This is a genomic window from Lacinutrix algicola, from assembly GCF_001418085.1.
Classification (GTDB): Bacteria; Bacteroidota; Bacteroidia; order Flavobacteriales; family Flavobacteriaceae; genus Lacinutrix; species Lacinutrix algicola.
Genome location: NZ_LIQH01000021.1, coordinates 151700 through 167635, shown reverse-complemented (window position 1 = coordinate 167635; position 15936 = coordinate 151700). Strand labels below are relative to the sequence as shown.

Here is a 15936-nt window from a genome sequence, read left to right as displayed (position 1 = left end):
ATGCAAGATTCTGTTGAAGCATTTTTAACGACTATCGAAGAACAAGAAATTGTCGCAGCCATTAGAGAGGCCGAGCAGCAAACTTCGGGAGAGATTAGAGTACATATTGAGAACACTTCTAAAGCCGATATAGAAACGCGAGCTTTAGAAGTGTTTTCTATTTTAAAAATGCAAAATACAGAGCTACATAATGCTGTACTAATATATATTGCTGTAAAAGATAAAGCTTTTGCTATTTATGGAGACAGAGGCATTAATGCAGTAGTACCAGATTCTTTTTGGGACGACACAAAAAACATTATACAAAACCATCTTAAAAACGGAAATAATAAACAAGCCTTAGTAGATGGTATTTTACTTGCTGGACAGCAATTAAAAGAATATTTTCCTATTTCTAAAAACGATAGAAATGAATTAAGTAATACCATTTCTAAAGGATGAAATTAAATAGGCAGTATTCAGCAAATAGTAAGCACTACTTACTCCAATTAAAAAAAAAATCATTTGTATTATTAATAATTGGCTTATTATTAAGCAGTCAATTTTCATTTTCACAATATAAAATTCCAGAAAAACCAAGTAAAGCTAATGGCGGACAAACTAGTGTTTACGATTATGCTGGACTACTTTCTTCTTCTCAAAAAAGCACTTTAGAACATAAGCTTATAAAATATTCTGACACCACCTCAACTCAAATAGTAGTTGCTATTATTCCATCTACAAATGGAGAATACATTAATTATTTAGGTGCACAATGGGCACAAAACTGGGGCATTGGAGATAAAGAAAAAGACAATGGTATTTTTATATTACTAGCAAGTAACGACAGAAAAATAGGCATAAGCACTGGTTATGGTACAGAACATTTAATGACCGATGCAATCTCTCGTCGTATTATTGAACGCGACATTATTCCTTACTTTAAACAGAACGATTATTTTGGCGGACTTAACCGTGGCGCAGATGCTATTTTTGAAGTCATGCAAGGCGAATACAAAGGTTCGAGACAAAGCGATGGTGGTGAGTTCCCATTTGGCGTTGCCTTATTTTTATTTATAGTCTTTATTATCATACTAATATCAATTTCTAAAAACCGTCGCGGTGGAAATGGCACTGATAATTTTGGAGGTGGAAGCAATACTACTCGAGACATCCTTGAAGCTATTATACTTAGTAATTCTGGTCGTGGAGGTTACAGAAGCGGCTCTGGAGGTTTTGGAGGTGGCTTTGGTGGCGGAAGCTCTTCTGGCGGTGGCGGTTTTGGAGGTGGCTTCGGTGGAGGTGGCTTTGGAGGCGGTGGTGCTTCAGGAGGATGGTAAACGCTATCTTGAGTTTTCTTAAAATGAAAAAACTCTATTTTATCACCTGCTTGCTATTAGTTGTTTCATGTAATAATGATACATCAAAAACGTTCATTTCTGATGCTATAGTTCAAGATTACAGCGACTGAAGAACAAAAACTTTCAGAAAAAATAATAAATTACGAAAAACTAACTACCAACCAAATTTGTATCTACATTATGATTCTATTCCTAGTAATGAGAAAATTCTCTATCACGCCACTACTTTAGCACAGAAGCTTGGTGTTGGCATAAAAAGAAAAGGATAATGGATTGATTATTAATCTTGATTTCATATCACGATAGAGACATGGCAATTGCTACTGGTTATGGAGTTGAAAAAGTAATTACAGATTCAATTGCTAAAACAATTATTAAACAAACTATTGTACCAAGGTTTAAAGACAATCTATATTTTGAAGGTGCAACTATTGGTTTAGATTCTATTATTAGTAAGTGAAAATAAATTAATTTTCTTTAGCTGTATAGCACCAAATCTTTTTTTCATTATCATAGTTCCATACCACATTCTCCTTAGTAGAAGTATTTACTACTCTATATTCTATACGTGTATTTTTAATATAATAATCAGCACATTTAAGACTATAACAGTTTTCTAATGGTTTAGAGTTCCCATAAGCTGAAATTAGTAACTGCTTAGTATTTATACCTTCTGTATCTAAATAGCTGAATAAAGCTTTTCCATTTTGAATGGATCTTAATTGATTTATAGAATCTGATCTATTAGAATAATAATGAGAGAGGAGCTCAACAGTAAATCCTTTTTTAAGGATTTTAACGAGTTTCTTTTTTATAACCTTCCTGTCCTTTTCACTAAAAACACCTTTACTAAGGTTTTCTATTTCTAACAGACTCCCTTCATTAACCAAATCACAATCAATCTTTTTCCATTCTAGCAATTTACTATTATTGTCGCGACATCTTACATAACATTCTCCTGCTTTAGGATTACTAGGCATGGTTTGAGAAAAACCTATGTATGTAAAACATAGCGACAATAAAAGTATATAAAATTTCATGTATGCAATTTAGTCAAAAAAGTACATACCATTATCTTTAGATTCTCCTTTAGATCCTAAACTATTAAATTTCCAACTGAAACTTAACATAAAGTACTGCTCTAACACTGTACTTTGTGAATCTTGAATATAATCTTGAGTAGCTATGCGCCTAGCATTGGTGTTTTGATTTAATAAATCGTACACTTTTAATGTTACAGTTCCTTGATCTTTTAACACAGAATATGCTAAAGTAGAATTCCAGAACCATGCTGTTTTTTGAAAACTGTCTGCGATGTTTGGATTATAATTAAAGCTAATATCGTTTCTCCATTCTAGCTTTTTAGGTAAAAAAGTAGCCGTTCTAATTCCTGCGTCATGACTTGTAAAGTTTCTATCTTCGAAAGCCTCGATATCGTATTTATTTTTAGTAAAAGTAATTCTGTAGTATGGTTTAAATTCTAAAACTTTATCCCAAATAAAATCAACACCAATATTTGGTGTAACTGAAGTTACATTACTAGCATACTGCACATCATTATTAAAATTTATATTTTTCGATAAATTAGTCCAAGCACCTGCTTTAAATTTTATTTTTCTAATAGAGTCTAACTTAAAATCTTTACTATAACGACCATATAATCCTACATTATAGTTCCCATCTACATTTTCATAAGTAGTGATTCTTTTTAATGTTTCTGCATCTACTGTCGTTTTAGAGATTACTTGATTATTTGTTATTTCTGCATTTGCATTTACATACAAACCAGTTTTCTTTTGCCAATCGAAACCATTATAACCAATATATACGCTATGGCTCTTTGCAGGCTCTAAATTTGAATTACCCACAATAGTATTTAACGGATTAGAAACATCTGTAAATGCTTGCAATTGTTTTAATGCTGGCGGATCATTACTTAATCTATAGTTCGCATAAATTGAAGATTTCGGACTGAAACGATAGTTTACATAAGAGCTAATTTGCATGTTATTAAAATCGCGTTCTACATTAAACTCGGGTCTTAATAAATCTTGATTTTTAAGTGTACGCATATTGTAGCTTAACTTAAAACGACTTGAAAACTTCTCGCCTCTATAACTTAAAGCAACTCCAGGAATACTTCTAGAATCGGTATATTCGAAATCGGTACTTAATTCTGTATTGAAATCTGAATACTCTTGAGACGTAGTATTAAAATCGTATGTACTTTCTCTATCTTCATCTTTATCTCGTGCATATTCGTATTCAAAATTTAAGAATAACTTCTTATCAACCAATGGTAATCTATAGGTTAACTCCGCATTTAAGCCATTACTATTTTTTTCACCATCTGTAAATTGGTTTCTATTAATAGTTTCTGGACTAGAACCAAACACCTCAGTATTTGAACTAAGAAAATCGTCGCTCTCATTTTTGTTAATACTATTCTCTAATTCAAAACGTAAAAATGCTCCTTTACTTCCAAAACGTTTAGTTACACTTAACTCATTAGAAAAATCTCTTCCAACACTTTCTACATTTGAGTTAACAGCAGATTGATTAGTAAGCACTCTATCCTCATCTAAAGTCTCATCACTACTATTATATAATGTTCTACTCTTAGAATAGTTAAATGATGGCGCTATATTAATTTGAAAAGTTGAATCTGTTTCAATTTCAAAATCTAGGTTTGCTGTGTGACTATCTGTATCATTATCTGAGTTTGATGATGAATTTGTAAAGAATCGAGAGTCAGACAAAATCGTTTCTCGTTGAGAAGAAGATTCGTTTACAGAGTTACTAGAAGAGTAAAAATAATCTCCAGACACTTCTGTTTTCTCACCTATTTTATCGGCATAATTTAAACCAGTGTTTTGAGAAGTAGTAATACCAGCTCCTCCTCCAAAAGATCGTCCTCCAATTGAAAAAGAACCATTACTATTCCATGAGGTACTACCTCCACGACCAAACATTTTAGAAATCTCTCCAAAACTAAATCCTGGTGAGTTGGTATTATTTCCACCAGCCAATACACTAATACGTTGGTCGTTGTCAAATATATTAACCATACCTGCAAACTCATAACGTTCGTCTGTTCCTCCTCCTGCAGAAACTCTACCAAACACACCTTTATTATTCTCCTCTTTTATAGTAAGGTTTATTGTTTTGTTTTCCTTGTCTCCAGCTTCTCCTGAAAAAGCTTCTGCTTTAGTTTTAGTATCTACAATTTGAATTTTTTCAATAATATCTTTAGTTAAATTCTTAGTTGTAATTGATGGATCGTTTCCAAAGAAGGGTTTCCCATTTACTAAAATCTTATTCACTTCCTTACCGTTTACTTTAATCTTACCTTCTTCATCTATCTCGACACCTGGTAATTCTTTTAGTAAATCTTCTACATTTGCATCTTTTTTAGTTTTAAAAGACTTAACGTTAAACTCTAAAGTATCTTTTTTAATAGTAACAGGAGCGGTAGATTTTAATACAATTTCATCTAAAGCATTAGAAATATCTAAAGCTATTGTACCAATATCCTGTGCTTCTTTGTCCATTTTAATTTTCTTAGAATAGGATTTATAACCTATGTAAGACACAAAAAAGTTTAAATATTCATCTGAAGTTGATTCTTCCAACGTAAACATTCCGTCTTTATCCGAAATAGTATAAGTTACTAGAGAACTATCTTTAACACGTTGTAAGAAAACTGTAGCGGCTTCCATTGGATATTGATCCTCTGCATCAACTAGTTTACCTGTAACTTTAAAATCTTTAGATTGAGAAAATGAGAATGACACACATAAAAGTGTTGCAAAAAATAATAGTTTGCGCATGATTGGGTTGGTTTAGTGATTGATGGTTATTTTAAGCGTAAAATAAAAAAACGAAAGTAATATAGTTATAGTATGAAAATCTTAAAGAAATTATAAAGTTTCAACCTATTGTGTTATTTATTAGACAGATGTTAATTTTTTTATGCTCTTGCATCTGTTTTATTACTAATAATACAAACCTTCTTTACATCAAAAAAAATAATGAAGCTTCTATTTAACTATTAAATAGAAGCTTCATTATAATTTATTATTTATATTCTTAATTTTTATCTAGAATACAAACTCAACACACTTTTTAAGTGCTTATTTTTTACGCATGTATACACTTACCGGCACACCTTTAAAATCGAATAAATCACGTAATTTATTCTCTAAGAAACGCTTATAAGGATCACGAACATACTGTGGTAAATTACAAAAGAATGCAAACTGAGGTTGCGCTGTTGGCAACTGCATAATGTATTTAATTTTCACAAATTTACCTTTGTAAGCTGGCGGTGGATAATTTTCTATTATTGGTAAGAATGTATCGTTTAAAACACTTGTTTTAATTTTCTTAGTTCTGTTTTTATAAACCTCTACAGCAGTTTCAATTGCTTTATAAATACGTTGTTTTGTTAAAGCTGAAATAAATACAATTGGCACATCTGTAAATGGTTCGCACTGCTTACGTATGTGCTTTTCGAATGCATTAGTTGTTTTATGGTCTTTCTCTACTAAATCCCACTTATTTACTAATATTACAATACCTTTTCTGTTTTTTTGAGCTAACCAAAAGATATTTTGTACTTGTCCATCAAAACCTCTATTAGCATCTACAACTATTAAACATACATCTGCATGCTCTATAGCACGCACACTTCGCATTACAGAATAGAATTCTAAATCTTCTTTTACTTTAGATTTTTTTCTAATTCCAGCGGTATCAACTAAATTAAAATCGAAACCAAAACGGTTGTATTTAGTATCAATAGAATCTCTTGTTGTACCAGCTATATCTGTTACAATGTATCTGTCTTCACCAATTAAAGCATTAATAAAAGAAGACTTCCCTGCATTAGGACGACCAACTACTGCAAATCTTGGTAATTCGTCTTTTTCTTCTTCTTGTTCTTTTTCTGGAAGCGCTTCAACTAAAGCATCTAATAAATCTCCAGTTCCACTACCATTAATACTTGCAATAGTAAAATAATTTCCTAAACCTAAACTGTAAAACTCTACAGCATCTTCGGCACGTTTTCCATTATCTACTTTATTTACAACTAAAAAAACAGGTTTTGTAACTTTACGTAATAGCTTAGCAACATCCTCATCCATTCCAGTAATTCCATCTTCAACATCTACCATAAATATAATGGCATCTGCTTCGTCGATAGCCAATTCTACTTGCTTATCGATTTCTGCTTCGAAAATATCATCACTTCCTTTTACATAACCTCCGGTGTCTATTAATGAAAACTCCTTTCCATTCCAGTCACTTTTACCGTAATGACGATCTCTTGTAACACCACTTACGGCATCTACAATCGCCTCACGACGTTGAATTAAACGATTAAAAAATGTTGATTTTCCAACGTTTGGTCTTCCTACAATTGCTACTATATTACTCATATTTTTCGTTTTAGTCTGCATTACATATCCTGTAAGCGCCTGCAAAGGTAGTGTTTAGTTATAGAAAAAAATGTAAATTGAATTTTTAAAACATTAAAAATGTCATTATCTAACGAAATAATTTTAAGACCGCGTTTTAAACATGAGGTTAATGAGGACAACGAGGCGCTTTTAAGCCTTTTTGAGCACTCTAAAACAACACAAAAAGATTTTATAGTTTCTAGGGTCGATGATCATGTATTTATTAGAATTCCTAAAGAAAAACAACACTTTTGGTCACCTCAACTACATTTGGAGATTAATGAAAATGAAGATAAAAAAACCAGTACTATTCATGGTTTATTTGGACCAAACCCAACAATATGGACGCTTTTTATGTTTCTTCACTTTATCGTTATCTGTTTATTTATTGGCTTTGGCACTTGGGCATACGCAAATTGGTCTTTACAAAACAGTTATTCTATTCAACTAACTTTAGCTTTTTTTATGGTTATTATTTGGTTTGCACTTTATTTTAGTGGTCGGTTAGGAAAATCTAAAGGCAATGCCGAAATGCATTTATTAAATAATTTTATGAATGGCGTATTAAAAAAGCCTTAGTAAAAACTAAGGCCTTTGTAAAATGTATATATTATGTATTACTACTGCTGATTTTCGTAAAATGTAACTGTACCACTATCTTCATTAGACACAATTAATAAGTCTTTTCCATTAGGACTATCCTCTGCAGGAACAACTAGCAAGCCTTCTGGCGCTTCGTCTCCACTATGAGATAAAATTGCTAAAAAAGTTGGAGCAGTTGGATTTGTTATATCATACACCATAACTTGATCTGTACGCTCTAAACCTACAAAAAGAATATAACGTTGATCTCCTATATTTAAAACATCTACACTTTCTGGCTCTGCTCCTTTATCATCGCTTCTACCATCTTCATCGTTAAATTGATTTGGAGTTAATGCTAATGTTTCTGTTGCTATACTATTACCACTATCGTAAGCCAATGTTCCGTTAGCATTCCAAATACTAAACGAACGCGCTCCATAGCTATAAATCTCTTCTAAATCGCCATCATTATCTGTATCTCCTAAGGCTGTTGTTATTTTTAATCTTCCTAGATTTTCATTGTTTAAATAATTTAAAGCAGCAGGGAAATTAGCTTCATCTAAAGTTAAATCTTTAAGCCTTTCTTCTTCACTAAAGCCATCGTAATCTCTCGAATCGCCTTCGTTTGCAGAAATCACATATTCTGTTCCTCCAATATTTACATAAACAATAGCATCTGGTTGGTACATCCCTTTTACAGGCCAGTTTTTAAGCTCAGTCACCAAATCTTTATCACTAGCATCTAAAGAGTTTTGCGCTAAACTATAATCTTTAAAACCTAACGGATAAATAGCCTCTATCGTTTTAGTTAATAGATTTATTTTTGCAATTCCGTTATTCTCTTGTAAAGTTACCCAAGCGTTTTGCGAATCATCTGAAATAGCAATATATTCTGGCTCAACATCTGTTGCTAAATTAGCATTTGGTCCAAAAACTCTAAAACCTTGAGCTTCTAAAGAAGCTTCTTGTCCGTTAAATGCTGAGAAATCTAAAGTTGTAACAGAATCATCATTAATATCTATAATACTAACAGTTCCCATAGGATCAACCGTATAATCATCATTAGGCTCTCCTTCATTTGCCGATACAATAATATTACCATTATTAGAAAACGTAACCATATCTGGAAGCGCCCCAACAGTATATTGATTAATTAAAGATGCATCTGAAGTATTATAAACTAAAATTTTACCTGGGTTTTGCTTAACACCGGCCTCTACTGCAATGGCTAGTTTTCCATTTGAAACCGCAACACTATTAGGAGCTCCATAAGCACTTAAATTTATTGAAGCTTCTTGTATAGGCGCGTCTAAATCTGAAATATTATAAATAGAAATCTCATTAGACTCACTATTAGTAACAAACAACTTCTTTGTTAAAGCATCGAATGCAGAAATCTCTGCAGAAGCCTCACCTCCAACATTAATTGTTGTTTTGTACTGAAAATTAACTTCTGTATTTACGTTATTGTTTTGGCTTACAGTATTGTCATCATCATCTTGACAAGCAAATGTAAATAGCGCTAGACACGCAATAGTAGTTTGTTTTAAAAATTTCATTATTTGGTTTGTTAATTAGCAACAAAAATGAAACTCTAACGTAAACTAAACGTCAAGCCAAAATAAAGAAATGATTAGTATTTAATAAAAATATAGGTTTAAAATTAACCAAAGGTTAATTAAACTTTAATTACTGGTTATACCCAAAACGCTTTAACTGCCTTTGGTTACTTCTCCAGTTTTTATTTACTTTAACATAAAGCTCTAAGTGAATTTGCTTGCCAAAGAATTTTTCTAAATCCTTTCTAGCTTCTACTCCTACTCTTTTTAAAGCAGCGCCTTTATGTCCAATAATAATACCTTTTTGTGTTTCGCGCTCGACCATAATTACAGAACGTATTCTAATAATTTTTTCTTCTTCAAAAAACTCTTCGGTATCTATTTCTACAGCGTAAGGAATTTCTTTTTTGTAGTGTATTAAAATCTTCTCACGAATGGTTTCGTTTATAAAAAAACGTTCAGGCTTATCTGTTAATTGATCTTTTGGATAATAAGGAGGAGATTCTGGAAGTAACTCAATAATTCTATCGAATACTTCTTTTACATTAAATCCTTCTAAAGCAGAAATGGCAATAATTTCAGCATTTGGCACTTTTTCTGCCCATAACTGTACTTGCTCTTCTAATTGTGCCTGATCAGACTTATCGATTTTATTCAATAATAATAAAACAGGAATTTTAGCGCTAGTAATTTTATTAAAAAAGGCCTCATCTTTTAATTCCTTTTCTCCAATCTCTACCATGTAAATAAGTAAATCTGCATCATCGAAAGCCGACTTAACAAAATCCATCATAGAAGCTTGTAACTCGTATGCTGGCTTAATAATTCCAGGAGTATCACTTAATACTACTTGAAAGTTTTCACCATTTACAATACCCAAAATACGATGTCTCGTTGTTTGCGCTTTAGATGTGATTATTGATAGTTTTTCACCTACAAAGGCATTCATTAATGTCGATTTACCAACATTAGGATTACCTATAATATTTACAAAACCTGCTTTATGACTCATTATCTTCTTATTTTACAGACTACAAAGTTACGACCTTGGTTTGTTTATTCCTCTATCGTAAAGCACAATACTTCCAGCAACGGAAACATTTAAGCTTAATTCGCTTTTAAATTTTACTAAAAAATGACTTTTTTCTATGGCTTGTTTAGACAATCCATGATCTTCGGCACCTAACAAATAGACACAACGTCTTGGATGATGAAAGGTTTCTAAATCTACCGCAGTATCATCTAGCTCAACTCCTACCAATCTTGCTCCTTTAGGGATATTGTTATAGAAATCTTCGAAAGTATTATAATGAAAGTACGGCATAGACTTTACTGCATTGTGCGTATCGCAAGCCTGTTTAGCATAGCGATTACCAATAGTAAAAATATAACTCGCTCCTAAATTTTGAGCCGTTCGCCAGAGAACACCTAAGTTTTCTGGTGTTTTACCATTTTGAATTCCTATTCCAAAATATTCATTTTCAAAGTTATCTACCATATTGCAAAAATATAAAAGTTAAATAAATTAGTCTTAAAAGACTTTATTATTTAATTTTAATAAAAATTGAAGATGAAAAACGAAGACCTGGAAACAAAAAACTACTGGACGCAACGTTATAAAGAAGATAAAACCGGTTGGGATATTGGCTATCCTTCTACACCATTGAAAGTTTATTTCGATCAATTAGAAAATAAAGAATTAAAAATTTTAATTCCGGGAGCTGGCAATGCTTATGAAGCTGAATATCTTTTTAACAATGGCTTTAAAAATGTATTTATTTTAGATATTTCTGAAATTCCTCTCGTTGCTTTTAAAAAAAGAAATCCAGATTTTCCTGAAACTCAATTAATACAAGCTGATTTTTTTACTCATAATAAAACTTACGATCTAATTATCGAGCAAACCTTTTTCTGTTCCTTCCCTCCTATAGAAGGAACCCGAAAAGCCTACGCTAAACAGATGTCTAAATTATTAAACACAAATGGAAAACTTGCTGGTTTATGGTTTGACATTCCGCTTACAGACGATTTTGTAAAGCGTCCTTTTGGAGGAGACAAAGCACTATACTTATCTTACTTAGAACCTTATTTTAAGATAAAAACCTTTGAAACATGTTATAATTCTATTTCTAATAGAAAGGAGTTTTTTGGGATTTTTGTAAAGCAGTAAATAACTTCCAATAAAAAGGCTTCTTTATTGGAAGCCTTTTTTATTAATTTTTTATATTTTCTGGAAGCTCAAGCTTAGCTTCTGGCGGAATTCGTTTTGCTAAAAACAATATCTGACCTAAGTGACTAGATTGATGTTCCATAACATGAAACCAGCAGTACTCGTTTGTCCAACCAAAACTTGGCTGTTGTTCTTCAAACCATTTATCATCTCGCTTTTTTAATTCTTCAATGGTTTTTGCTCTAACTTCATTATAAATATCTAAATAATATTTTGCATCGTGACCTTTAAATTGGTCTCTACCAGCTTGATCTAAAGACATTGCTGCTCCCCATTTTTCATTTTCTTCATCATTAAAATTTCTTCCTTCGAAAGTTGCAACTTGGTAATACGCTTCGGCAGCAGCCAAATGCATAATTAATGCACCAATTCTATTCGCATTCTCGTCGTGTAAATGATCTAGTTCATAAATAGACATATTTTTCACCCTACTTTCAACACGGTTTTTTAAATCTTCTAACATAGAAATCATATTTCCAATTTGAGGAGAAGCACCTTCGATGTCTCCTATAGAGACTATTTCTGGCACAATACCACTTCCTTCTATTAGTAAAGCGGAATTACCTTCGGCTGTGTCTATAGTTGAAGTAACGTTATACTCTTCGACTTTAACTATTTTTCCTTTTGAAACTCCCTGACTCCATTTTGGAATGACATTATTGTCTACAACAGTTTCAAAACTTGCATTATCGACTGGCACTTCTTCTAAAACACCTTTATCATTTTCTATAAATAGTTTATAATCATCGAAATAAAATTTTCCATTCATTAAACATAATCCTCCAAAATTTAATCTTTTTGAGCTGTTATCTATTGTTCCTTCAACTGTATACGACTGCCATTTATTTGATGTAATTGGGCGATCTCCCATATTATCGAAAAAACCCATCCCGCCTTCGCTATTATCTACTCTTGCCCAAACGCCTGCCCAAGCTTGTTCGTCTTCTGTTACTACTTTTACAGAAGCTGTAACTTTGAATTTCTTTTTTGTTTTTGATTGAATATCTAAGAACTGACTAAAAGAAGTCCATTCTCTTGATACTGTTACTGACGATTGCGCAGTTACCATAATACTAAACAGTAATGTTGCAAAAAGCATTGTTACTTTTTTCATTGGTTGGTTAATTTATGTTGCTATTTAAACTATACGTCTATATCTGCAATATATTGTTACGGTTTCTTTTTTTTTAAACTTATGCTATCGATTAAAAGGATACTCGTTTACCCAATTAAAACCTCTATTCATTAATAAGAAATCTTCTTTTTGCTTAGTGTTACCAAAAGCTTTGATTGTATCGCCTTTAAAAACAGCATCAACTCTAAAGGTTGGGCCTGTATTTATTAGTTTTAAATTAAAAGTATCTGATGCATCATTGTAACTTTCTAATTTTAGACTATTGGTTAAAGAATCTATTTCTGTTTTATAATATAATTTAGAATGATCCATAGTTTGAATCTGTATTAAACCTTCCCATTCAATAATTATATACTTCCAACGATTTGTATTATTTTCATCTGCAGTAATTGCCTTATTATTTTTTTCAAAATAAGTAATTTCATACAAACCATAATTTTTAGGCTTTGCAGCCATGTCGCCATTGCTATACAGTGATTTTACACCTCCAACAACTCCATAAATTAAGACAAAACCAATAGTAAGCAATTTAAAGATTAACGCTAAAGGCTTAAACCAATTATTACTTTAAACTGGTTGATTAACAGTTGTTAATCGAACAGCATTATCTGTAAAAAAGAATTGAAATAGCTTTTTAATATCATGAGATAAAAGCAACAAAGTAAAAAGCACTAAATGTGTTGACATAATTTTAACAGGCACATCGAAGAAGTAATTTACAGCCATAACATTAGAAGCCGTCATAAGCGTAATAATAACTCCTACTGTCATTGTGCGTCTAAACAATAGCAATATTGCTAGCAACTCTGCAATTCCCATAAAAAGATTGTAGCCTTTAGAAAAACCAAGAAAGGTCCATGCTAATCCCATTGGAGAAGAATCTCCATAAGATTCTAATAACCGATAGAAATATGGAGAAGGAAATTGTAACTTTATAACTTTTGCAAGCCCATAATTAATAAGCATAAATGCAATATAAAATCGTATTGCTACTGTTATCCAGTAATACAATGTCTTATAGTTTGGTTTATTTCTGTCTGCAATTGACCAAACAACCGTAGCTATTAAAGCAAGAATAAAAAATACTAAAACACAAACATAATCGTAAGTAGTATCTCCACTTCCATTAGTAAATACCGTAATTGGTTTTTGGAGATTTAAAAATGTTTTTGCAAACCAAGGAATGAACTGTTGCATCCACTCCGTTGGCTTAACCATAATGAATTCCCAAAATGGATAAGCTCCGTTATTTTGTAAAATGATAAAAAGAGAGCAATAAATAAAACTGAATCTAAAGCCTATTTTCTCTAATACAGACCATTTAACAATCGTAGTTGGGTTTTGCATATTTGGTTGGTTTTTGCTTTTAACAAGATTTAAAAATAAAAACCAATACCTAAAAACAATAGCAATTAACAGTAAGTTAACTACTTATTATTTTTCAGGAGGATAACCTGCTAACATTTTTTCTACAATAGCTTTAAAACGTGCTTCTCGTTTTTCTGGTTTTTGATTTTGTTTAAAACCAGACTCACTAGTGGCTTGCCAAAACAATCCTGTTTTAGATTCGTCTACAAACTCAACAGTAATTTGTTTATTAATATTAGTTTGACCAAAAGGAATACCAACAGAAATGCCACTATAACCTCCACCAACGCCTAAACCAACAGCACTGTTAGAATTAGACTCAAACTCCTCACTCTTTATATCTATAAAAAAACTTGCATTTTCAGTTTTCTCTAAACCCATTGCATTTAGCTTTGTTTCTAATGCTGAAATTAAGCGTTTTTCATCTAACCCATTTAAACCAGATTCTATATTACTAAAGAAATTATAGGTTTTGTATTCTGAAAAATTAGTCGCTTTCTCGTAATCGTAGTTTACGTAAATTGGAGCACAAGAAGTAACACAAAGAACTAATAGTAAATATTTTAAAAATTTCATAATTGCTTTTTTTATAAAAATAACAAAAATAATACCATTTACTATGCCTGTAGACCGTTCGTTATAACTTTAACTTTTTAATACCATTTGCTTTTTATATTTGATGTATAATTACTAAATTACACACAGCATGACACTCTATAAAAAAACACAATACGGAAAATTAATAACAGGAATTATAAGTATAGTTGCTATTTCTATAGCCACTCTTTTTATTCTACAAACCGGAAGTAACCCAATACCTTTATCTGTTTTAGTAATTCTTATGCTACTCTTCCTTTTAATTGGTTTAACATTTTATAAATTAACCATTACAATTGATAGCAAAAAAATAGAAGCTAAATTTGGAATAGGACTACTTAAACATTCGCTAAAAATTAAAGATATTAATTACGATTCTATAGAAAACATTAATACACCTGCTCTTTATGGCATTGGTATTAGATTAACACCACATGGCTTATTATATAATGTAAGCACCGGCAGTGCTATTAAAATAAAATCTAATTCGAAAACATTTTTTGTAGGCACTGATGATTTTGACACTATACATGCCGTTTTATTAAGACTGAAAAAATATCATAAAAAAAGCTACTATTAATTGAATTTAGGCATTTTTAATTAAATTTTTTTTATATAGTTTAAAAAATTTTAAGGATTTAATGCTCCCCAAAGTAAATCTTTAAGTTCAAGTAAGCCTTGTTGCGCTACAGATGAGATAAACACATAAGGTATTGGCAACTCGTTATCAAGTTCTTCCTTAAGTTCTGCCTGAAGCTCATCGTCTAACATATCGCATTTAGAAATGGCAATAAATCTATCTTTATCTAACATTTCTGGATTGTAACGACGTAGTTCATCTAATAAAATATCGTATTGTTTTTTAACATCTGGCGCATCTGCTGGAATTAAAAACAATAGAATAGAGTTACGTTCTATATGGCGTAAAAAGTAATAACCTAAACCTTTACCTTCGGCTGCACCTTCTATAATACCAGGAATATCTGCCATTACAAAACTCTGAAACTCACGATGCTTTACAATACCTAAATTAGGTTTTAGTGTTGTAAACTCGTAATCTGCAATTTTTGGTTTTGCTGAAGTAACTACAGATAATAGCGTAGACTTTCCTGCGTTTGGAAAACCAACTAAACCAACATCTGCTAATAATTTAAGCTCTAAAGTAATATCCCTTTCTTCCATAGGAATTCCTGGCTGTGCATAACGTGGTGTTTGATTTGTAGACGTTTTAAAATGCCAGTTACCACGACCACCTTTTCCTCCAGTAGCCACAATTCTCTCCTCACCTTCTTCGGTGATTTCAAAAAGTGTTTCGTCAGTTTCTGTATCTTTAACAACTGTACCTAAAGGCACATCTACATACATATCTTCTCCATCTGCACCAGAACTTCTTCCACTACTACCGTTTCCTCCATGTCCAGCACGAACATGTCTTTTAAACTTTAAATGTATTAAAGTCCAAAGATTAGGATTCCCTCTTAATATTATATGGCCTCCACGTCCACCATCTCCACCATCTGGTCCACCTTTTGCAAGATACTTCTCGCGGTGTAAATGCGTAGAACCCGAACCTCCTTTACCTGAGGTTACGTGCATTTTTACGTAATCAACAAAATTTCCTTCTGTCATAATTATTATCCTTTACTCTATTTGTTAATAA

General features: G+C 31.8%; 17 protein-coding genes. 6 read left to right on the top strand and 11 right to left on the bottom strand.

Annotated elements, in window-relative coordinates; all coding sequences use genetic code 11:
• From ASC41_RS02240 to ASC41_RS16570, 3 genes are all read left to right on the top strand, one after another.
• Positions 1–441, top strand: a complete 441-nt coding sequence (locus ASC41_RS02240) for a TPM domain-containing protein (protein WP_055435008.1) — start codon at positions 1–3, stop codon at positions 439–441.
• Positions 438–1319 carry a TPM domain-containing protein gene (locus tag ASC41_RS02235; RefSeq protein ID WP_055435007.1) on the top strand — a complete coding sequence of 294 codons (882 nt, stop codon included), beginning with the start codon at positions 438–440 and terminating at the stop codon, positions 1317–1319. Before ASC41_RS02240 ends, ASC41_RS02235 begins: the two co-directional genes overlap by 4 nt.
• Positions 1320–1626: 307 nt before the next feature.
• Complete coding sequence (locus ASC41_RS16570) at positions 1627–1800, top strand: TPM domain-containing protein (RefSeq protein ID WP_152971398.1); 174 nt, start codon at positions 1627–1629, stop codon at positions 1798–1800.
• A gap of 7 nt (positions 1801–1807) precedes the next feature.
• Here ASC41_RS16570 and ASC41_RS02230 read toward each other — a convergent pair whose 3' ends face one another.
• The 3 genes from ASC41_RS02230 to der form a co-directional block, all read right to left on the bottom strand.
• Entirely contained in the window at positions 1808–2380 is a 573-nt protein-coding gene (locus tag ASC41_RS02230; protein WP_152971397.1) for a hypothetical protein, read from the bottom strand.
• Between the two features lie 9 nt (positions 2381–2389).
• The gene (locus ASC41_RS02225; RefSeq protein WP_055435005.1) at positions 2390–5170 is read right to left on the bottom strand and encodes an outer membrane beta-barrel protein; all 2781 of its coding nucleotides are present in this window, start codon (positions 5168–5170) and stop codon (positions 2390–2392) included.
• A 303-nt stretch (positions 5171–5473) separates the two neighbouring features.
• A complete protein-coding gene (gene der / locus ASC41_RS02220) occupies positions 5474–6781 on the bottom strand; it encodes a ribosome biogenesis GTPase Der (protein ID WP_055435076.1) in 1308 nt (435 codons plus the stop codon).
• 99 nt (positions 6782–6880) lie between these two features.
• On the opposite strand from der, the gene ASC41_RS02215 reads away from it, so the two are divergent.
• Positions 6881–7381, top strand: coding sequence for a hypothetical protein (locus tag ASC41_RS02215; RefSeq protein ID WP_055435004.1), 501 nt, complete (start codon positions 6881–6883; stop codon positions 7379–7381).
• Between the two features lie 41 nt (positions 7382–7422).
• Here the strand turns inward: ASC41_RS02215 and ASC41_RS02210 are convergent, their stop codons facing one another.
• From ASC41_RS02210 to ASC41_RS02200, 3 genes are all read right to left on the bottom strand, one after another.
• A complete protein-coding gene (locus tag ASC41_RS02210; protein ID WP_055435003.1) occupies positions 7423–8946 on the bottom strand; it encodes a choice-of-anchor I family protein in 1524 nt (507 codons plus the stop codon).
• A 130-nt stretch (positions 8947–9076) separates the two neighbouring features.
• Positions 9077–9958 (bottom strand): GTPase Era, encoded by an 882-nt coding sequence (gene era / locus ASC41_RS02205; protein ID WP_055435002.1) that lies wholly within the window; start codon positions 9956–9958, stop codon positions 9077–9079.
• Positions 9959–9985: 27 nt separating this feature from the next.
• Complete coding sequence (locus ASC41_RS02200; RefSeq protein ID WP_055435001.1) at positions 9986–10444, bottom strand: RNA methyltransferase; 459 nt, start codon at positions 10442–10444, stop codon at positions 9986–9988.
• A 72-nt stretch (positions 10445–10516) separates the two neighbouring features.
• On the opposite strand from ASC41_RS02200, the gene ASC41_RS02195 reads away from it, so the two are divergent.
• Complete coding sequence (locus tag ASC41_RS02195; RefSeq protein ID WP_055435000.1) at positions 10517–11116, top strand: methyltransferase domain-containing protein; 600 nt, start codon at positions 10517–10519, stop codon at positions 11114–11116.
• A 43-nt stretch (positions 11117–11159) separates the two neighbouring features.
• Here the strand turns inward: ASC41_RS02195 and ASC41_RS02190 are convergent, their stop codons facing one another.
• The 4 genes from ASC41_RS02190 to ASC41_RS02175 all read right to left on the bottom strand — a co-directional run bounded on the left by ASC41_RS02190 (position 11160) and on the right by ASC41_RS02175 (position 14255).
• Positions 11160–12290 carry a DinB family protein gene (locus tag ASC41_RS02190; RefSeq protein WP_055434999.1) on the bottom strand — a complete coding sequence of 377 codons (1131 nt, stop codon included), beginning with the start codon at positions 12288–12290 and terminating at the stop codon, positions 11160–11162.
• 84 nt (positions 12291–12374) lie between these two features.
• Complete coding sequence (locus ASC41_RS02185) at positions 12375–12839, bottom strand: hypothetical protein (protein ID WP_055434998.1); 465 nt, start codon at positions 12837–12839, stop codon at positions 12375–12377.
• A 39-nt stretch (positions 12840–12878) separates the two neighbouring features.
• Positions 12879–13658, bottom strand: a complete 780-nt coding sequence (locus ASC41_RS02180) for a hypothetical protein (RefSeq protein ID WP_055434997.1) — start codon at positions 13656–13658, stop codon at positions 12879–12881.
• A gap of 87 nt (positions 13659–13745) precedes the next feature.
• Positions 13746–14255: a DUF4136 domain-containing protein gene (locus ASC41_RS02175; RefSeq protein WP_055434996.1), complete on the bottom strand. Its 510-nt coding sequence runs from the start codon at positions 14253–14255 to the stop codon at positions 13746–13748.
• 130 nt (positions 14256–14385) lie between these two features.
• On the opposite strand from ASC41_RS02175, the gene ASC41_RS02170 reads away from it, so the two are divergent.
• A complete protein-coding gene (locus ASC41_RS02170) occupies positions 14386–14856 on the top strand; it encodes a hypothetical protein (RefSeq protein WP_055434995.1) in 471 nt (156 codons plus the stop codon).
• Positions 14857–14906: 50 nt separating this feature from the next.
• Here ASC41_RS02170 and obgE read toward each other — a convergent pair whose 3' ends face one another.
• The gene (gene obgE / locus ASC41_RS02165) at positions 14907–15905 is read right to left on the bottom strand and encodes a GTPase ObgE (RefSeq protein WP_055434994.1); all 999 of its coding nucleotides are present in this window, start codon (positions 15903–15905) and stop codon (positions 14907–14909) included.
• Between the last annotated feature and the right edge of the window lie 31 nt (positions 15906–15936).